Consider the following 19,407-nt stretch of genomic DNA (forward strand, 5'->3'; position numbering starts at 1 on the left):
ATTATTTAGCTGGGGTTGCCTGCGGCCTGGCTCGCTTGAGGAATAACAAAACGCACACCCAATATCCCACATACACCAGCAAACTCATCAGCGCCGGTTGCGCGCGATAGCCGGTCAATGTGGAAACCAGATTGCCAAAGGAAGTCGTGTCGTCGAGCAAGCGTGAACTATCCCATATCGGATCGACCAGCGTCGGAATAATATCCAGCGACATCAATCGCTCGATACCGGTCAGCAGCAAACCCGCAGCGAGGAACAGCAAGATAATTTCAGTAACCTGAAAAAAACGGCGCCAGGAGAAAATTTTACCACCGAGCTGCAACAGATAGAAAGTCAGGAACGCCAGCGCAAAACCGAGCACAGCGGCCAGTATCATGGCCCCGGCGCTTTCGCCATGTTGCGCCAGGCCCAGCCCGTATAGAAATATCACGGTTTCGCTGCCCTCGCGCGCAATCGCCAATGCCGCCAGCGCAAATACGCCCCACCAGTTGGCGTTTTGCAGATTCGCGCTGAGCGAGGTTTCCATTTCGCGCTTGAGTGTACGGCCATGCTTGCGCATCCAGAACACCATCTGCACTATCAATATGGCGGCCAATATCACCATGACGATCTGGAAGTAATCCTGGGCATCGCCGGAAAGCAGCTCGCTGAAACCCAGCAACGCCGCACCGAGGCCAATCGCGCCTAGAATGCCGACGCCGACGCCGCTCCACAGATAAGGCAAACCGTGGCGCGCAGCTTCGCCGCCATTTTTCAGCCATGCATGCAAAATACCGACTACCAGCAACGCCTCGACGCTTTCGCGCCAGACGATGAACAATACCTGACCCATCACTTATCTCCAGTCAATTGCGGGTGGAGCAATGCGCCATGCCATGGCGACTCTTCGCTCCCGTCCCGCAACAAAAAACGACTAACTCTAAAATATTGCACGGCTCTATATATAGAGAGCGATTTACCTGGCGACGATCACACCCTGCGCCTGCGCATGGAAATCATCGAAAAATTTGTATTCGCCCGGCTGCAGCGGCGCAATCACCACAAAAGATTGCGCGCCTGGCGCCAGCACCTTTTCCTTGCGCAACTGGACGCTTTCAAATTCCGCCGCCGACTGGCCGAGATTATGAATTTCGATTTTTATTTTCTGGCCGGCTGGAACCGCTATCCGCGCCGGATTCAAAACGCCATCCTTCATTTCCAGCTTGAAGGTCGGCAAATCGGCGGCCGCTGAAACCGCCGCTACCACCAGCAGGCTGATACCGACCAAGCCGCGCATCTTGCCTGACGCCACAACGGTGCTCTCCGATAAGAATCTCATGGCAGATTTCATAGTGAATTAATACCCGCCCTTTTTACCGACGCCAGCGAAGGTAAATTCGTTGACCACCGTGAACGGCTTGAACCAGGCGCCGACACCGGTTTCCTTATCTACATGACGGCCGAAATGCGCGCCGGCATTGGCTGACGGCGGGGAAATAATCATCTTCAATGTATATTTGCCCGGTCCTGCCAGTTTGACGTTATCGCCATAGTGCGGACCGTCGCTAGCCACCATCGGCATCATGTCGCCCTTGATTACCTGGGTCGAACCGGCTTTTGTGAATTCATAAGAGATGACCAGGTTCGGCATCCAGTCGCCTTCTGCAAAACCGTTCGGATTGTTTTTCACTGCACGAATGTCAGCCTCGACATGGATATCAGACAGCTCTGCCTTGCGCATCATGCCTTCCGGCTCCATTTTGATCGGCTGCAAGTAAACAGCGGCAATCTCCAGGCCGTTCATGATTTGCTGTTTGCCGATCGGGTATTCAGCCGCCGAAGCAGTACCGGCAAGACCAATCGAAACAAACACAGCCGCCGTAAGCAATTTCACATTCATGTCATCAACCTTTCTCAATCTACTAATTACAAATGATAATGATTATTGTTTAATTATAGCATCCGACGAAATTCGCGGCGACCTGGCGCGGGAAGTTAGAAAGATTAAAATCGCCGGCACAAAAATAGAAAAAAAGCTTCCCAATGCGCAATGTCTGTGTCATAGTAGCGAGCTTGGTTGAGAGCAAGCAGAAAAAGTGTTTTACCTCTGTAAGCGATAAGAAATATTAAGTTTTTTAAATATTTTCCTCTTCCAAAATTAACAAAGCTAATATATAATTTTGTTTTTCGCGGCTGTAGCTCAGCTGGATAGAGTACTTGGCTACGAACCAAGGGGTCGTGGGTTCGATTCCTGCCAGCCGCACCAGCATTACGAGGGGTTGCAAGAGAAATCTTGCAACCCCTTACTGGTTAACATCCAGCCTTATATAATTTTGTTTTTCGCGGCTGTAGCTCAGCTGGATAGAGTACTTGGCTACGAACCAAGGGGTCGTGGGTTCGATTCCTGCCAGCCGCACCAGTATTACGAGGGGTTGCAAGAGAAATCTTGCAACCCCTTTCTGGTTTACGTCGCCTGTTTTTACCTCCCCTGCCAAAGCCTGATCTACCGGCACAACATCCGCGCAGAGCACAACATTCCCCCGATTCATTTTTTCAAAAGCTGCACCCAATAAAAAACCGGTGATCTTCATCACCGGTTCGGTTCGCTACGCCATATAAATTGGCATCTTTAATTTTTCCTGGCCTTCAGCATCAGCGCCGTTGCGGATAAATATCGCGGCCAGCCCTGTCGATCTGCTGACGCAATGCGCGCCGGTCATCCGGCGACATCCTGCCACGCCCGCCTTCATTAGGATCAGATTCCCGCCCGCGATTTTGCCATTGCGGCTCCGGCGCCTGGCCGCGTTGCGGCTCATACTGGGATGGCGGCGGCGCGCGGCGTTCTCCGCGATCATCCGGCGCCCGGTCGGAACGTGCAGAGGCGCTCATCATTGCCGATAGCAACAACAAACAAACACTGATTTTCCGAAACATCTTCATCATATGGACTTCTTCTGTGAGCTCTGGATAACGGTTAAGATTTAATCGCCACAAATTGAGTGTAAGCTCCTCTATTAATTGGCATAAGACGTTTTTAGTAAAGTGTGTAACACTTTGTAATCCACAAGCATTTACTGCACTTTTGATGCGCACTCTGACGTTACCATATGACCATGAATACGATCAACACCCAAAACCAAACGAGCACAACCCACCAACATAAAATCCTGGTGGTCGACGACGACATTCGATTGCGCGATCTGCTGCGGCGCTACCTGACGGAGCAAGGCTTCCAGGTGGTCACGGCTGAGAACGCCCAGGCGATGAACAAGTTGTGGATACGCGAACGCTACGACTTGCTGGTGCTTGACCTGATGCTGCCGGGCGAAGACGGCCTGGCGATCTGCCGCCGTTTGCGCGGCGCCGGCGACCAGACGCCGATCATCATGCTGACCGCCAAAGGCGAGGATGTGGATCGCATCGTCGGACTTGAAATGGGCGCCGACGATTATCTGCCGAAGCCATTCAATCCGCGCGAACTGGTAGCGCGCATCGGCGCCGTGCTGCGACGCAAAGGTCCGGACGAATTACCGGGTGCACCGTCGGAGACACCGCAGTCTTTCGAGTTCGGCGAATTCGTACTGGACCTCGGCACACGCACATTGAAAAAAAATGGCGAGTCTATTCCGCTCACCACCGGCGAATTCTCGGTACTCAAGGTATTTGCGCGGCACGCGCGACAACCGCTGTCCCGCGAAAAATTAATGGAGCTGGCGCGCGGCCGCGAGTACGAAGTATTCGACCGCAGCCTGGACGTCCAGATTTCGCGCCTGCGCAAGCTGATCGAGCCCGATCCGGCCAGCCCGCTCTACATACAAACCGTATGGGGACTCGGCTACGTCTTCATTCCCGAAGGCCAGCCGCGTTGATGTCAGTGTGCGCGACATTTCCACTCAGCAATACTCGTATCAAACGGCCGCATGGTAACGACTAACCGGTTGGCCTGGCTGAAAAGCGGTCTGCTCTGGCGGACCTTTTTCATGCTCGCCTTTTTGATCACGGTCAGCATGGTGACGTGGGTCGCCAGCTTCAGGATCGTTGAACGGGGGCCTCGCGCGCAACAGATCGCAGCGCAAATCATCTCCATCGTCACCATCACCCGGGCCGCCCTCACCCATTCCGCACCGGACTTGCGCAGCGAGCTATTGTTCGACCTGGCCAGCAATGAAGGCATCCGGATCTACCCGCTGGAAGACACCGACAAAATCGATCCGCCCCCCGATAACGCACTGATGCCTGACCTCGAAAGAGAAGTCCGGGCGCGCCTTGGCAACCAAACCCGGTTTTCATCCAAGGTCAATGATATCGATGGCTTCTGGATCAGCTTCAAGATCGATAGCGACGAATACTGGCTGATGCTCGACAGCGAGCGACTTGACCGCACTTCCGGCATTCAATGGTTGCAATGGGCCAGCGTTGCATTGGTGCTGTCGCTGTTGGGGGCGATGTTTATTTCTACCCTGATTAACCAGCCCCTGTCGCGCCTTACCGCAGCTACACGCGCGGTGGCCAAAGGCATACGGCCCGAACCGCTGCCCGAAACCGGGCCGACCGAAATTGAAGAAGCCAATCGCAGCTTTAACCAGATGGTCAATGATTTGCAACGTATCGAATCGGATCGCGCGATCATCCTGGCCGGCATTTCGCACGATTTGCGCACACCGCTGGCGCGTATGCTGCTGGAAGTGGAAATGGCAAACCTGTCCGATGACGCGCGCACCGGCATGCAATCCGACCTGGCGCAGATGGACGGCATCATTGGCCAGTTTCTGAACTATGCGAAGCCGACGGATACCAGCAGTTTCGAGAGAATCAACCTCAGCGAGCTGATCGATAACGTGGCGCAAACGGCTACACGCCAGACCGATGTCCGGATTCAATCCAGCATCACGCCTAATGTCTATGTCTTCGGCAACGAAACCGAACTCAGGCGCGTATTTGAAAATCTGCTGGAAAACTCACGCCGCTACGGAAAAAAAGACGGCGACGACTACGTCGAGATCGACATCGGCTGCCATATCCGCCAGGACAAAGTCATCGTGAATATTGCCGATCACGGCGCTGGCGTGCCGGACAGCGAGATCGACCGCCTGTTGCGGCCGTTCACGCGACTCGATGTCGCGCGAGGACAAGCCAACGGTTCAGGCCTGGGCTTGGCGATCGTCAGCCGGATTGTCAAGCAGCACGGCGGCAAATTGCGTGTCAGCAACCGCGAAGGCGGCGGCCTGGCTACCCAGATCGAACTGCAGTTGAAAACCTAGACCATCTTAATTACAGCGGAAACAGCAAAGCTACCACCTCCGCTGCGATCCCCTCTTCCCGGCCCAGATACCCGAGTTTTTCATTGGTTTTCGCCTTCACATTGACCTGATTCGCGGCAATCCCGCAATCGGCGGCAATCTGCGCCACCATCAACGGAATATGCGGCGCCATCTTCGGCGCTTGCGCAATGATGGTGGAATCTATGTTGCCGACAGCGTAACCGGCCGCACCGACCAGCCTGACTGCTTCGCGCAGTAATTTGCGTGAATCGGCGCCGGCAAACTGTGCATCGGTGTCGGAAAAATGACGGCCGATATCACCCAAGGCTGCGGCGCCAAACAATGCGTCGATAATTGCATGTAGCAGCACGTCGGCGTCGGAATGTCCCAGCAAGCCTGTTTTATGCGGAATCGTCACACCGCCGATAATCAATGGCCGGCCGGCCTGCAAGGCGTGGCAGTCGTAGCCCTGGCCGATGCGAAATCCGGGGTAGCTCATGCGTGCTCCTTTGAATACGACGTAATTGATTTCACGATTTTTCCTTTAAAAACATCTCTGCCAATGCAACATCGTGCGGCAGCGTCACTTTGAAATTACGCGGGCTGCCTTCAACCAGGCGCGGCTGCAGGCCCAGCAATTCAACCGCACCAGCCTCATCGGTGACTGCTTCGGCCAACGTCAATGCCCGCAAAAGCAGGCTATAGCGAAACATTTGCGGCGTCTGGGCGGCCCACAATGCGGTGCGCTCCACGGTTTGCTCCACGCGTGCGTTCCGATCGCTGCGCTTCAGGGTGTCAACCACCGGCAGCGCCAGCAGACCGCCTACCGGATCATCTTGCAGCGTCTCTATCAAATGCTCGATCAAGCCGGCAGTCAAGCCGGGCCGGGCAGCATCATGCACCAGCATCCAGTCGTCATCGCCAACCAGTGGCCGAATCGCCTGCAAACCGTTCAATACCGATTCCCGACGGCTGGGGCCGCCATCAAACAGTACGCTGACCCGTCCCTGCAAATGCGGCGCGGCAGCCATCAGTTCACCTATATAGCCGTCATCGGCACTGACCACCACAAAAACATGGCTGATCACGCTAGCCGCGGCAAAGGTCGTCAAGACATGCGCCAGCATCGGCTGGCCAGCCAGCGGCATATACTGTTTGGGGACGTCCGCGCCAAGACGGGCGCCGATGCCGGCAGCAGGAATCAGGGCAAAATAGCGTGAAGGATTCATGCGCAATGGACTCGCTGGTAATTCTGAGAAAATGTCATGAATGCATGGCAAAAATGAGGGTAAAAAAATGGTTGCATGCTAGCGACACCATGTCCTGAGCCGTAAGAATCGGCATTTATGCCCGTGGTTTATAATGCAGCTCTGAATTTTAACTGTCAAATCAGGCGTATTGCGGCTTTTTTTGACCATATCCGTGCTCGCACGATCGTTTGTGCCGCTGTATGTCACGCTGTATGCCAAGATTTATGCCACACTTTCACAGGCCCTAATGTCCTTTGATCTAGAAAAATTGCTGCCTAAACCGGCTGCCCGTTTCGTGCTGCCGGCTTTGCACGGCTCAGCCGATGCCTACGCATTGGCGCAAGCTGCGCTGGCGCTCAAGTCGCAACAACGGATGCTGGTGGTAGTAGTGGCCGACGCCACCGATGGGCAGCGGCTGCGTACGGAAATCCCCTGGTTTCAAACCACTGGCGACGAGTCCAACGGCCTGCGCTGCCATTTGCTGCCGGACTGGGAAACCCTGCCCTACGATGCCTTCTCGCCGCACCAGGACCTGGTATCGGAACGGCTGGCGACCTTGTATGAGGTCCAGAGCGGCCAATGCGACGTGCTGCTGGTGCCTGCCACCACTGCCTTGGTCAGAATGGCGCCACCGTCCTTCCTGGCGGGTTACACCTTCTTTTTCAAACAAGGCGAGACGCTGGATGAAGCGCGCCTGAAATCACAACTGACGCTGGCGGGTTATAGCCACGTCAACCAGGTCATGTCGCCCGGCGAATATTCGGTGCGCGGCGGCTTGATCGATATTTTCCCGATGGGCTCGGTGTTACCGTACCGGCTCGATTTGTTCGGCGACGCCATCGAAACCATACGCACCTTCGACGCCGATACCCAGCGCTCGCTGTATCCGGTCAAGGAAGTACGGCTATTGCCGGGCCGCGAATTCCCGATGGACGAGGCGGCACGCTCGGCGTTCCGTAGCCGCTGGCGGGAAGTATTCGAAGGCGACCCGTCGCGTTCGGCGATATACAAGGACATCGGCAACGGCATCGCCTCCGCTGGTATCGAATATTACCTGCCGCTGTTTTTTGAAGACACGGCGACCTTGTTCGACTATCTGCCGGCCGACGCGACGTTTGCCCTGGTCGGCGATATCGACGGCGCCATCCAACGCTTCTGGAACGATACCCAGTCGCGCTACAAATTCCTGAAATCGGATCGCGAGCGCCCTTTGCTGGCGCCGGAAGCCTTGTTCCTGACCGGTGAGAACTTCTTCAGCCTGGCCAAGCCGTATGGCCGCTGGGTGATTCAGCAGAGCGATGCGGCCTCCGAACTATCTGCGCCGATTCCAAATATCGCGGTTAACCGCCGTATCGACGATCCGTTGACCAATCTGCGCGCCTATCTGCTGCAAAGCGACCGCCGCGTGATGATCTGCGCCGAATCGAATGGCCGCCGCGAAACCTTGCAGCAGTATTTCAACGAATACGATTTGCCGTTGGCGCTGTGCGACGGTTACGCCGATTTCGCCACTTCCACCAAAAAACTGATGCTAGGCGTGGCGCCCTTGCACGGCGGCTTTGAGCTGCCGCAGTGCATCTTCATCACGGAAACCGAACTGTACGCCGGCTCCGGCCGCCGCATCGGCAAGAAGAAGCAGGAAGGCGCGACCCAGGTCGAATCGATGGTGCGCGACCTGTCCGAGCTCAAGATCGGCGATCCGGTGGTGCATATCAACCACGGCATCGGCCGCTACATGGGCTTGCTTAGCATGGACCTGGGCGAAGGCGAGACCGAATTCCTGCATCTGGAATACGCCAAGGACACCAAGTTATACGTGCCGGTATCGCAACTGCATGTGATTTCGCGTTATTCCGGCGCCTCCCCCGAAGATGCGCCGCTACATGCGCTCGGTTCCGGGCAATGGGAAAAAGCCAAGCGCAAGGCTGCGCAACAGGTGCGCGACACCGCTGCGGAATTATTGAATCTATATGCGCGGCGCGCTTTACGCCAAGGTCATGCATTCGAATACTCCGCCCACGACTATGAGGCATTCTCTGAAAGTTTCGGCTTTGAAGAAACGGTCGATCAGGCCGCTGCGATCAATGCAGTGATCCAGGATATGACCAGCGGCAAACCGATGGACCGGCTGATTTGCGGCGATGTCGGCTTCGGCAAGACCGAGGTCGCGTTGCGCGCGGCGTTTGTCGCCGTGCTTGGCGGCAAACAGGTCGCGATCCTGGCGCCGACTACCTTGCTGGCGGAACAGCACGCGCAAACCTTCGCCGACCGCTTTGCCGACTGGCCGGTAAAAATCGCCGAACTGTCGCGTTTCCGCTCCGGCAAGGAAGTCACGCAAGCTATCAAGGGCATGGCCGACGGCACGCTGGATATCGTGATCGGCACCCACAAATTATTATCCGACGACATCAAATTCTCACGTCTGGGGCTGGTGATCATCGATGAAGAACACCGGTTTGGCGTGCGGCAGAAAGAAGCGCTCAAGGCGTTGCGGGCCGAAGTCGACGTCTTGACGCTGACCGCCACGCCGATCCCGCGTACGCTGGGCATGGCGCTGGAAGGCTTGCGTGAGTTTTCGATCATCGCCACCGCGCCGCAAAAACGCCTGGCCATCAAGACTTTCGTCCGCAGCGAAGGCGAATCGACCATCCGTGAAGCCTGCTTGCGCGAATTGAAGCGCGGCGGCCAGGTCTACTTCCTGCATAACGAAGTCGATACCATCCAGAACCGCAAAGCGATGCTGGAAGCGCTGTTACCGGAAGCGCGCATAGCCATCGCCCACGGCCAGATGCACGAACGCGACCTGGAAAAAGTGATGCGCGACTTCGTTGCCCAGCGCTTTAACATCCTGCTGTGCACCACCATTATCGAAACCGGTATCGACGTTCCAACTGCCAACACCATCATCATGCATCGCGCCGACAAGTTCGGCCTGGCCCAGCTGCATCAGTTGCGCGGCCGGGTTGGCCGCTCGCACCACCAGGCTTATGCTTACCTGCTGGTGCATGACGTCCAAGGCTTGACCAAACTGGCGCAGCGCCGGCTGGATGCGATCCAGCAAATGGAAGAGCTGGGCAGCGGCTTCTACCTGGCCATGCACGACCTGGAAATCCGTGGCGCCGGTGAGGTGCTTGGCGAAAACCAGTCCGGCGAAATGCAAGAGATCGGCTTCCAGCTGTATTCCGACATGCTCAACGAAGCCGTGCGCTCATTGAAGAACGGCAAGGAACCGGATCTGGCGGCGCCGCTGTCGACCACCACCGAAATCAATTTGCACGTGCCGGCCTTGCTGCCCGCAGACTATTGCGGCGACGTGCACGAACGGTTATCGATCTACAAGCGACTGGCCAATTGCAACGCGCAAGACAAGATCGACGACCTGCAGGAGGAATTGATCGATCGTTTCGGCAAGTTGCCGGATCCGGCTAAAGCCTTGATCGAAACCCATCGCCTGCGGATTGCCGCCAAATCGATAGGCATCGTCAAGATCGACGCCCATACCGACTCCGCCCTGCTGCAGTTCATACCGAATCCGCCGATCGACGCCATGCGCATCATCGAACTGATTCAAAAAAACCGCCATATCAAGCTCAACGGCCAGGACAAGTTGCGGATAACCGTCAACATGCCCGACCTGGCGGCGCGCCTGACGCAGGTCAAGGCCACCATCAAGGCTCTGGCGGGATAGCATCGTTATTCAATTATTTAAATTTTCATAAAGCCATACAGACACATGAACCTCATCTTGCAAAGCCTGAGCGCAGAACGCAACGCCATTGACCGTATCGCCAGCCTGGCTGACGTTACCGCCACAGATATAAGCAGCGCCGGCCGCAATGCGTGGCGTTGCGACGACGTCGCGTATTCTGAAAGCCTCAAGGCGCTGATTGACACTGCCTGCTACGGCGTCGGGATCGACTGCGCATGGCTGCCATCAGCGCCCAAACTGGGCGATTTCAAATTGCTGGCAATGGACATGGATTCGACCTTGATCACTATCGAATGCATCGATGAAATCGCCGACATGCAAGGTTTGAAGCCGCAAGTCTCGGCAATTACCGAAGCGGCGATGCGTGGCGAAATCGAGTTCAACGAAAGTCTGACCCGGCGCGTGGCCTTGCTCAAAGGTCTGGATGCTGCGGCGTTGCAAAGGGTGTTTGACGAACGGCTGCAACTATCGCCCGGAGCGGAAAACATGCTGGCCGCAGTCAAGGCTGCCGGCATCAAGACCTTGCTGGTTTCCGGCGGCTTCACCTTCTTTACCGATCGCATGAAAGCCGCCCTGGGGCTCGATTACGCCCATTCCAACGTACTTGAAATTGTGGACGGCAAACTGACTGGTAAAGTAGTCGGCGGCATCGTCAACGCCGAGGAAAAGAAACTGACTATCGAGCGCGTCTGTGCCGAGCTGAACATCGCCCCAAGCCAGGCCATCGTCATGGGCGACGGCGCCAACGACCTGAACATGATGAAGATTGCCGGCCTGTCGGTGGCCTTCCGCGCCAAGCCCGTGGTGCGGGCGCAAGCCAGCGTGGCCTTGAATTTTGTCGGTTTGGATGGCATCTTGCCTATATTGGCGTGATTCCGTTGAATTTCGATTGAAATTCCGTTGAAAGAAGCGCCACTTCCTTAACAAAATCCAAAGGATAGTCATGGCACAAGAATTGGTTTTCGATAGCAAATTGCATTCCGAGAAGAATCTTGCCTGGTGGCTTTATCTTTTTCATGCCGCCAGCCTGGTGCTTTCCCTCGGGGCGTTTTCCTGGATCCCCCTGATCATCAACTATGTCAAACGCTCGGATGCGGCGGACACTTTTGTGTATAGCCATCACAATTGGCAAATTCGTTCGTTCTGGTGGTATCTATTGTGGATGTTCGTCGGCGGCGCTCTGTTCCTGACAGTAGTTGGCATTCCGCTGGCTTTCGCCGCGTGGGGTATTGCCTGGCTGTGGAAAGCCTATCGCCTGATCAAGGGCCTGGTTGATTTGAATGACAATAAGGCGATGCCGGCTTGAGTTCGGTTGTCAGAATCATGTCTGGGAATGACATCCCAGCCGTGATGCGCATCCAGGCGGAATGTTATCCATCGCTTATGCAAGAGTCTGAAGCGGTATTCCGCGCCCGCCGCGACCTGACACCGGCCACTTGCTGGGTCTGGTCGCAGCAGGGACAAGACCCGGCGGCATATTTGTTCAGTTATCCGTCAAACAAAAATGTCATCACGGCGCTGGACCACCCTTTCAAGATTGCTGCAACGCCGGATTGCCTGTACTTGCATGACCTGGCCGTAGCGCCGGACGCTCGGGGCCGGCAGGCGGGTAACGCTTTAGTGGCGGCTGCGCTGAAATATGCGCGCGGATCCGACATGCGCTGGAGCGCACTGGTATCGGTGCAGCAGTCGCAAATATTTTGGGGTGCGCTGGGCTATGCAGCCGTAGAAGTCGAGCACTCGCCCGCCAGGGAAAATCTCGCCAGTTATCAAATATCGGCTAATCAGGCGCGTGCCGTCTATATGTTGCAATGCCTGGGCTAACAGATGTCAACTTCCACGCAAGATCAATTCAAATACACCACTATTGCGCACAGCGATCATCGCTACTGCTGCCCTCTTTCGCCCGCTAAAGCCAGCACGCTATTAGCTGCGTTGCAGCTAACACCCGATGCGTTGGTGCTGGATGCCGGATGCGGTAAAGCCGCACTACTGCGTGATTTGTTGCAATCGGCGCCGGCCTCGGTCCGTGGCGTCGGCGTCGACATCAATTCACGCTTCCTTGCCGAAGCAGAAAATGCGTGGGCTCGCAGTAATCCAGGCGATGACCGCCTGACTCTTGTCGAAAGCCCGGTGGAACAGCATCCATTACCGGCAACCGGTTACGACGCCATTCTTTGCATTGGTTCGAGCCACGTATTCGGCGGCTTTGATCGCTCTCTCGCCACCTGCCGGCAATGGCTCAAACCCGGCGGCTTACTTCTGATTGGCGAAGGTTATTGGAAACAATCTCCTTCGGAACAGTACCTCGCCATGCTCGGCGCGACACGCGATGAACTCACCAGTCACGAGCTGAACGCGAGCCGCGCGCTGACACATGGCTACAGGCTACTGACATCAACGGTGAGTAGTGGCGATGAATGGGATCAATATGAAGGCATGTACTGCCAGGCAATGATGCGCCATGTGGCAACCCACCCTGAGGATCCAGATGCTACGGGTTTCAGCGAACGTGCCCAGCGTTGGTACGACAGTTATCTGGAATCGGGCAAGGCCACGCTGGGATTTGGCTACTACCTGCTTGAAAAAAACTGAAGGGCGCGCAAAACTAAACCCGCCACCTACATGGCCACGAAGGCTTGCTCGATATCGGCAATCAAATCCTGCGGATCTTCCAGGCCGATATTGAAGCGTACCAGCACGCCCTGATCTTGCCAGTCTTTCCGCATGGTCTGGATCCGGTACGGAACACAGAGGCTGTTGGCGCCACCCCAGCTATAACCGATCTTGAATAATTTCAAGCTGTCGACGAAGCGGTCGGTTTGTTCTTCGCTATAACGCGCATCGAACAGCACCGAAAACAAACCACCCGCTCCGGTAAAATCACGCTTCCACGTCTCATGACCGGGGCAATCCGCAAAAGCCGGATGCAGCACCTTGCTGATCTGTGGCTGCTGCTGCAACCAGGCAGCGACTGTACGTGCCGCAGCATCATGCGCTTCAAAGCGCAACTTCATGGTTGGCAGGCCGCGCAACACCAGATAGGCATCGTCCATGCCGACGCCGAAACCCAACCGCATGTGTGCAGTCTGCAAGCGTTGATTCAGCGCAGGATCCCTGGAGATCACGGCGCCCATCAGCACATCCGATCCGCCCGACTGGTACTTGGTCAATGCTTGCATCACGATATCGACACCGAGATCGAACGCGCGTAAGGCCAGGCCGGCAGACCAGGTGTTGTCGATTGCCACCAGCGCGCCTTTGGCATGCGCAGCGGCACAAATAGCAGGAAGATCCGGTACTTCCATCGATACCGAACCCGGCGCTTCGGTCCAGATCAAGCGTGTATTCGGCTGGATCAGATCTGCAATGCCGGCGCCGATCAAAGGATCGTAATAACGGGCTGTAATGCCGAAATCCTTGGCCAGCCAGTTGTTCAGATCCCGATTCGGGTTATATACGTTGTCTGGCAGCAGCACATCGTCACCGCTCTTCAGCAGGGCCAGGTCAATCATTGCGATCGCCGCCAGGCCACTCGGTGCGAGCAGGCAATGCTGGCCGCCTTCGATTTCAGCCAGGCGCGCTTCCAATGTGAATGAGGTCGGCGTGCCGTGCAGGCCGTAGGTATAACTGCTCTTTTCCTGCCAGTCCCGGGCGCGCATCGCAGCGACATTCTTGAACAACACCGTGGAAGCGTGATGAATCGCCACCGGGAAAGCATCAAAACCTGCGGGAGCGCTATATTCACTGTGCATCAATGCGGTTTGAGGGTTCTTTTTTGCCATGTTCAATAGTAAGCAAGTTAAACGAGCAGGATTTACTTAGCCGATTTGGCGGTCAGGACAGTCAATACAAAGGGTTTAGTCACCGCATCGTCCGTGGTGGACCAGGTGCCGCTGAAGGTATTACCGACCAGCTGCCCAGCCCACTCGCCGGAGACATCTTTGCCATTGATGGATTCCTCCATAATGACATCAGTGTTTTCCGATTCACCGGCCAGCAGGATTTTAGTGGATTGGCCGACAATCGTATAAGTACCTTGAATACCCTCGGTAGGATCCGGCTTCAACTGCAAATGCATTTCGATCTGTGCATCGCCCAGTTTGCCACGCAAGGTCAGCGACCTGGCAAACAAATTCTGCCCTGCAGCCGCTGCTGCCGGGGCAACGGCAACCTCGGTGGCCGCCTTATCACTGCCCGCAAATACCGGAGCGGAAGCAAAACCAAGCACTAACACCAGTGCAGCAGCAAATTTCCCTGCCTCCCCTGACATCATGCAGCGGCCCACAAATCATGTGCGTCGGAGGCAGTGATGGTGACATCGACAAACTCGCCAACCACCAATTTCTTGTGCGGCTCATACGGCGGCTTGACATAGACCACGCCATCGATTTCCGGTGCATCGGCGCTGGAACGGCCGACACCGCCATTGCGATCGACTTCATCGATCAGCACGCGCATGGTCTTGCCGACCTTCGCTTGCAGGCGCTTCTTGGAAATTTCTTCTTGCAGCTGCATCACACGACCACGACGCTCTTCACGCAGCTCTTCCGGCACCGGATTGTCCAACGCATTAGCAGTCGCGCCTTCTACCGGCGAATAGGCAAAACAGCCGAGGCGGTCGATTTCCGCTTCTTTAAGGAAATCCAGCAGGTATTCGAACTCTGCATCGGTTTCGCCCGGGAAACCGGCGATGAACGTTGAACGAATTGTCAGGTCCGGGCACATTGCGCGCCAGGCTTGAATTCGCTCGATATTTTTTTCGCCGCTGGCGGGACGCTTCATGCGCTTCAACACATCGGGATGGGCATGTTGCAGCGGTACGTCCAGATATGGCAACACCTTGCCTTCCGCCATCAGCGGAATGATCTGATCGACGTGCGGGTAAGGATATACATAATGCAGACGCACCCAGGCGCCGTATTGCGCGGCCAGTTCGCCCAGCGCGGTAACCAGTTGCGTCATGTGAGTCTTAACCGGCTTGCCGTTCCAGAAGCCCATGCGGAACTTGACGTCGACGCCGTAGGCGCTGGTGTCTTGCGAAATCACCAGCAACTCTTTGACGCCGGCTTTGAACAGGTTTTCGGCTTCCAGCATGATATCGGCAATCGGCCGCGAGACCAGGTCGCCACGCATCGACGGAATGATGCAAAAACTACAACGGTGATTACAGCCTTCCGAAATTTTCAGGTAGGCGAAATGCTTGGGCGTCAGCTTGATACCTTGCGGCGGCAGCAGATCGAGGAATGGCGCATGTGGTTTAGGCAGATGCTTATGCACCGCAAACATGACTTCGCCGACCGCATGCGGACCGGTGACTTCCAATACCTTTGGATGGATCTTCTGGATGATATCGTCGCCGTCAGCATCCTTTTTGGCGCCGAGACAACCGGTGACGATGACTTTGCCGTTTTCGCTCAGGGCTTCGCCGATGGCGTCCAGCGACTCTTGCACCGCAGCGTCGATAAAGCCGCAAGTGTTGACGATCACCAGATCGGCGCCTTCATACGACTTGGCAGTTTCATAACCTTCCGCGCGCAACTGGGTCAGGATTTGTTCGGAGTCGACTAATGCCTTGGGGCAACCAAGGGACACAAAACCTACTTTAGGGGCGGCGGCTAGTGCGGAGACTGGTGCAGCAGGCGCTGCAGGAATAACATTGGACATGATGACGGGAGATAGGGTCAAAGCAAAGTCGCTATTGTACCCCTTCCACTGCCATGGTTACCCTGCGCCGGTCTAAAACCTGCTGCAGGGTGTACCCGGAATGATTATTTTTTTGTCTTGTCCGGCGGTGGCGGCGCAAACGGGAAGGTGCCGAACATATTCTTGGTCTGGTTTTGCATCTGTTCCTGCATCTGGACGAACAACCCTTTGCTCTGTTCGATGTAGTTGCTCATCATGCCCTGCATCATCGGTCCCTGGACATTCATGAACTGCGCCCACATCTCCGGGCTGAAAGGTTTGCCTTCGTAAAGCCCTTTGGAATTTTCAGTCAGTTTGTTCTGGATATCGATGAAAGCCTGGATATTTTTTTCCAGGTAGGAACCCATCATTCCCTGCATGGCGTGGCCGTAGTAGCGAATGATTTGCGACAGCGCCGCACTGGAAAACATAGGAGTGCCGTTTGACTCTTCTTCCAGAATAATCTGCAGCAAGATGCTGCGCGTCAGATCGTCGTCGGTCTTGGCATCCAGCACAACGAACTCCTCGTTGTCCAGCACCAGTTGCTTGACGTCTGCCAAGGTAATGTATGAACTGGTTTGCGTATCGTACAGGCGACGATTCGGATACTTCTTGATCAAACGTTCAGACATTTTTTTTGTAGTAGTCATTTCAGTCCCAGGTTGCTACGCCCATAAGGCATTTTATATTTGCTACTTATTTGCTATTCGTGCAATCAGTTTTACTACAGAACATCCCTATTATATGCACGTGCAGCATCCATTGCAGGGAGTTTTATTGCATTGCAATAGAAACAAGCATTCCGATAAGCCACGTGAATTGAAACCCGCAAACCGGCAAAACCGGCCTGCGGCGCAATCCACGCGGAAACCGGCATTAGCCCATGTGCAGGCCGCCGTTCAAGGAGAAGTCGGAGCCTGTCGCATACCCGCCCTCGTCCGACACGATCCAGGAGATGATGGAAGCGATTTCCTCCGGCTCACCCAGACGTTTTACCGGAATCCCGGCAACGATCTTTTCCAGCACGTCCGGCCTGATCGAACGCACCATGTCGGTACCGACATAGCCCGGAGATACCGTATTGACGGTAACGCCCTTGGTCGCCACTTCCTGCGCCAGCGCCATCGTAAAGCCGTGAATCCCGGCCTTGGCCGTCGAATAGTTGGTCTGGCCGAACTGGCCCTTTTGGCCGTTCACCGATGAAATATTGACAATCCGCCCCCAGCCGCGATCCGCCATGCCGTCGATGACCTGCTTGGTGACGTTGAACAGCGAGTTCAGATTGGTATCGATGACCGCATCCCAATCGCTTTTGGACATTTTGCGGAACTGGCCGTCACGTGTAATGCCGGCATTGTTGATGAGGATATCGACTTCGCCGATTTCAGCCTTGACCTTCTCAAATGCCGCCCTGGTCGATTCCCAGTCGGAGACATTGCCTTCTGAAGCGTGAATATCGAAACCCTTGGCCCGCATATCGGCCAGCCATTTATCCTTGCGCGTAGAATTAGGTCCGCAGCCGGCGACCACAGTAAAACCATCTGTGCAAAGGCGAGTACAAATTGGGGTACCGATGCCGCCCATTCCCCCGGTTACATAAACGATTCGCTTTGCCATCTTTGTCTCCTTCAAAAAAACAATTCAGAAAATTCATCTACGTCTTGGTTGCTGCCTATCCCACAGTCTTACGCTGCGTACTGCCCTATCTTATTACCTTATCCAGTTGCTTTGTTGCACTATCCTATTCCGCCCTCACCTTGACATACCGTCCCGGCGCCGGTTCGATGACGCCGTACGTGGCATTTCCTGCTTTGCGCGGCGCGGCCACTTGTTTTCCCGCATGCCCGGATAAAAATTCCGCCCACCCGGTCCACCAGCTGCCCGGATGTTCGACCGCCGCCGCCAGCCAGGTGTCGGCATCCTTCGCGATTTTTTCGTTTGTCCAATAGCTGCGCTTCTTTTTTGCCGGGGGATTGATCACGCCGGCGATATGGCCCGAGGCGCCGAGCACGAAACGATTCAGTTTCGGATTTTTGGGATTCAGCAAAGCAACCGAGGCATAGGCCGAAGTCCAAGGCACGATATGATCTTCGCGCGACGCATAGATAAAGGTTGGCGCGTCGATCTTGCCAAGGTCGATTTTTTGCCCGTCCACCGTCAGCTTGCCAGCGTCTTTCAACGAATTATCCAGATACATGTTGCGCAGGTAGTAGCAAAACATCGGGCCTGGCAAATTGGTGCTGTCGGCGTTCCAGTACAACAAATCGAAGGGGGCCGGCTGCTCGCCCTTGAGATAATTCGATTCGACATAGTTCCATAGCAAGTCATTAGGACGCAAGCTGGAAAAGGCCGAGCCGAATTCGCGTCCCGGCATCAAGCCGCCGTGGCCGATGGCCTGCTCTCGCATGCGTATCTGCATGTCGTCGATATACACGTCCAGGATCCCCGTATCGCTAAAATCCAGGAACGCGGTCAGCAAGGTCAGGCTGGCAACCGGATTGGCTTTCTCCGCCGCCAGTTTTGCCAGGGCGGTCGACAGGATCGTGCCGCCGACACAAAAACCGAGCGTATTGATCTTGTCCTGGCCGGATATATCCTGCACCACCTGGATCGCCCGAATTGCGCCGTCGGTTATGTATTGGTCCCAGGTAGTATGCGCCATGGACTCATCCGCATTGCGCCAGGAAATCAGGAAGACGGTGTGGCCTTGCTCGACCACATAACGCACCAGCGAGTTCTGCGGCTGCAAATCCAGAATGTAGAATTTGTTGATGCACGGCGGTACGATCAGCAACGGCCGCTGATGCACCTTGGGGGTGAGCGGCTGGTATTGAATCAGTTGAAACAGGTCGTTCTCAAATACCACCGAGCCTTCAGTGGTGGCCACATCCACGCCGACTTCGAACGCGGACTCATCGGTCTGCGACACCCGGCCTTTATGCATGTCAGCAAGCATCTGGGTGATGCCCTTGGTCAGGCTCTCGCCATTGGTCTCGACAATTTTCTGCTGGGCCGCCGGATTGGTCGCCAGGAAATTGGAAGGCGCCATGGCGTCAATCATCTGCTGCACCGTAAAGCCGATCTTGCGCTTCATCTTCGGCGGCGCGTCGAGCGCATCAACCATCGCGTTCAGGAAATGGGCGTTCAACAAATACGCAGCCGCATTGAACGCATATACCGGATTGCCCTGCCAGGCCGCAGCACTGAAACGGCGGTCGGCGCTGGCTGGAATCCGCGCGGCGAGCATGTCCTGCCATAAGGCCGACAACTGTTGCGTGTATTCGGCCTGCAGCTTTTCCAGCACGGCCGGATCCAGCGAAATGCCAAGATCGCCCAAGCCCGCAGCACCGCCGTGGTTTTGCGCAGATGGATTGAGCAAGCCCAGGAATGTATTGGGATCGGCTACATGGCTAAGTTGCTGGAGGAATTGCGGATTGAAGGCTTGACTGAATTGTTGCGAGAGTTGCGACAATGCGGCGGGATCGAAAACAGAAAAATTAGGCGTATTCATGCGATGACCGTT

General features: G+C 55.6%; 19 protein-coding genes and 2 tRNA genes. 9 read left to right on the forward strand and 12 right to left on the reverse strand.

What is annotated here, in order from left to right; all coding sequences use genetic code 11:
• Position 1 precedes the first annotated feature (1 nt).
• From BM205_RS17600 to BM205_RS17610, 3 genes are all read right to left on the reverse strand, one after another.
• Positions 2 to 832 (reverse strand): FTR1 family iron permease, encoded by an 831-nt coding sequence (locus tag BM205_RS17600; protein ID WP_092416167.1) that lies wholly within the window; start codon positions 830 to 832, stop codon positions 2 to 4.
• A 123-nt stretch (positions 833 to 955) separates the two neighbouring features.
• Positions 956 to 1,276: a cupredoxin domain-containing protein gene (locus BM205_RS17605; RefSeq protein WP_092416239.1), complete on the reverse strand. Its 321-nt coding sequence runs from the start codon at positions 1,274 to 1,276 to the stop codon at positions 956 to 958.
• Positions 1,277 to 1,336: 60 nt separating this feature from the next.
• Positions 1,337 to 1,879, reverse strand: coding sequence for an iron transporter (locus tag BM205_RS17610; RefSeq protein ID WP_092416168.1), 543 nt, complete (start codon positions 1,877 to 1,879; stop codon positions 1,337 to 1,339).
• A gap of 289 nt (positions 1,880 to 2,168) precedes the next feature.
• Here BM205_RS17610 and BM205_RS17615 point away from each other — a divergent pair.
• Both BM205_RS17615 and BM205_RS17620 read left to right on the forward strand, forming a co-directional pair.
• A tRNA-Arg gene (locus BM205_RS17615) sits at positions 2,169 to 2,245 on the forward strand.
• 76 nt (positions 2,246 to 2,321) lie between these two features.
• Positions 2,322 to 2,398: transfer RNA gene (locus BM205_RS17620), tRNA-Arg, on the forward strand.
• A 233-nt stretch (positions 2,399 to 2,631) separates the two neighbouring features.
• On the opposite strand, the gene BM205_RS17625 is transcribed toward BM205_RS17620, so the two are convergent.
• On the reverse strand, positions 2,632 to 2,922 hold the full coding sequence (locus BM205_RS17625) for a hypothetical protein (RefSeq protein WP_092416169.1): 291 nt from the start codon (positions 2,920 to 2,922) through the stop codon (positions 2,632 to 2,634).
• Positions 2,923 to 3,092: 170 nt separating this feature from the next.
• On the opposite strand from BM205_RS17625, the gene ompR reads away from it, so the two are divergent.
• Together ompR and BM205_RS17635 are read left to right on the forward strand one after the other, a co-directional pair.
• Positions 3,093 to 3,848, forward strand: coding sequence for an osmolarity response regulator transcription factor OmpR (gene ompR / locus BM205_RS17630; protein WP_092416240.1), 756 nt, complete (start codon positions 3,093 to 3,095; stop codon positions 3,846 to 3,848).
• A gap of 51 nt (positions 3,849 to 3,899) precedes the next feature.
• A complete protein-coding gene (locus BM205_RS17635) occupies positions 3,900 to 5,240 on the forward strand; it encodes a sensor histidine kinase (protein WP_092416170.1) in 1,341 nt (446 codons plus the stop codon).
• A 10-nt stretch (positions 5,241 to 5,250) separates the two neighbouring features.
• Here the strand turns inward: BM205_RS17635 and ispF are convergent, their stop codons facing one another.
• Both ispF and ispD read right to left on the reverse strand, forming a co-directional pair.
• Positions 5,251 to 5,739: a 2-C-methyl-D-erythritol 2,4-cyclodiphosphate synthase gene (gene ispF, locus BM205_RS17640; RefSeq protein ID WP_092416171.1), complete on the reverse strand. Its 489-nt coding sequence runs from the start codon at positions 5,737 to 5,739 to the stop codon at positions 5,251 to 5,253.
• A gap of 31 nt (positions 5,740 to 5,770) precedes the next feature.
• Positions 5,771 to 6,469 (reverse strand): 2-C-methyl-D-erythritol 4-phosphate cytidylyltransferase, encoded by a 699-nt coding sequence (gene ispD, locus BM205_RS17645; RefSeq protein ID WP_092416172.1) that lies wholly within the window; start codon positions 6,467 to 6,469, stop codon positions 5,771 to 5,773.
• Between the two features lie 268 nt (positions 6,470 to 6,737).
• Here ispD and mfd point away from each other — a divergent pair, with 268 nt between their 5' ends.
• The 5 genes from mfd to BM205_RS17670 all read left to right on the forward strand — a co-directional run bounded on the left by mfd (position 6,738) and on the right by BM205_RS17670 (position 12,794).
• On the forward strand, positions 6,738 to 10,178 hold the full coding sequence (gene mfd / locus BM205_RS17650) for a transcription-repair coupling factor (RefSeq protein ID WP_092416241.1): 3,441 nt from the start codon (positions 6,738 to 6,740) through the stop codon (positions 10,176 to 10,178).
• Between the two features lie 45 nt (positions 10,179 to 10,223).
• Positions 10,224 to 11,072, forward strand: coding sequence for a phosphoserine phosphatase SerB (serB, locus tag BM205_RS17655; protein WP_092416173.1), 849 nt, complete (start codon positions 10,224 to 10,226; stop codon positions 11,070 to 11,072).
• Between the two features lie 70 nt (positions 11,073 to 11,142).
• Positions 11,143 to 11,505, forward strand: a complete 363-nt coding sequence (locus tag BM205_RS17660) for a DUF4870 family protein (RefSeq protein ID WP_092416174.1) — start codon at positions 11,143 to 11,145, stop codon at positions 11,503 to 11,505.
• Positions 11,506 to 11,522: 17 nt separating this feature from the next.
• Positions 11,523 to 12,023: a GNAT family N-acetyltransferase gene (locus tag BM205_RS17665; RefSeq protein ID WP_092416175.1), complete on the forward strand. Its 501-nt coding sequence runs from the start codon at positions 11,523 to 11,525 to the stop codon at positions 12,021 to 12,023.
• Positions 12,024 to 12,026: 3 nt separating this feature from the next.
• Complete coding sequence (locus tag BM205_RS17670) at positions 12,027 to 12,794, forward strand: class I SAM-dependent methyltransferase (RefSeq protein ID WP_092416176.1); 768 nt, start codon at positions 12,027 to 12,029, stop codon at positions 12,792 to 12,794.
• 26 nt (positions 12,795 to 12,820) lie between these two features.
• Here the strand turns inward: BM205_RS17670 and BM205_RS17675 are convergent, their stop codons facing one another.
• From BM205_RS17675 to phaC, 6 genes are all read right to left on the reverse strand, one after another.
• Complete coding sequence (locus BM205_RS17675; RefSeq protein ID WP_092416177.1) at positions 12,821 to 13,984, reverse strand: cystathionine beta-lyase; 1,164 nt, start codon at positions 13,982 to 13,984, stop codon at positions 12,821 to 12,823.
• A 32-nt stretch (positions 13,985 to 14,016) separates the two neighbouring features.
• Positions 14,017 to 14,475 carry a hypothetical protein gene (locus tag BM205_RS17680; protein WP_092416178.1) on the reverse strand — a complete coding sequence of 153 codons (459 nt, stop codon included), beginning with the start codon at positions 14,473 to 14,475 and terminating at the stop codon, positions 14,017 to 14,019.
• Positions 14,472 to 15,866 carry a 30S ribosomal protein S12 methylthiotransferase RimO gene (gene rimO / locus BM205_RS17685; protein WP_092416179.1) on the reverse strand — a complete coding sequence of 465 codons (1,395 nt, stop codon included), beginning with the start codon at positions 15,864 to 15,866 and terminating at the stop codon, positions 14,472 to 14,474. The genes BM205_RS17680 and rimO overlap by 4 nt, the downstream gene beginning before the upstream one ends.
• 104 nt (positions 15,867 to 15,970) lie before the next feature.
• Positions 15,971 to 16,534, reverse strand: a complete 564-nt coding sequence (gene phaR, locus BM205_RS17690; RefSeq protein ID WP_092416180.1) for a polyhydroxyalkanoate synthesis repressor PhaR — start codon at positions 16,532 to 16,534, stop codon at positions 15,971 to 15,973.
• A 226-nt stretch (positions 16,535 to 16,760) separates the two neighbouring features.
• Positions 16,761 to 17,501 carry a 3-ketoacyl-ACP reductase gene (locus BM205_RS17695; RefSeq protein ID WP_092416181.1) on the reverse strand — a complete coding sequence of 247 codons (741 nt, stop codon included), beginning with the start codon at positions 17,499 to 17,501 and terminating at the stop codon, positions 16,761 to 16,763.
• 124 nt (positions 17,502 to 17,625) lie between these two features.
• The gene (gene phaC / locus BM205_RS17700) at positions 17,626 to 19,395 is read right to left on the reverse strand and encodes a class I poly(R)-hydroxyalkanoic acid synthase (RefSeq protein ID WP_092416182.1); all 1,770 of its coding nucleotides are present in this window, start codon (positions 19,393 to 19,395) and stop codon (positions 17,626 to 17,628) included.
• Positions 19,396 to 19,407 lie beyond the last annotated feature (12 nt).

The sequence above is a fragment of the Collimonas sp. OK307 genome, from assembly GCF_900113705.1.
Classification (GTDB): Bacteria; Pseudomonadota; Gammaproteobacteria; order Burkholderiales; family Burkholderiaceae_D; genus Collimonas.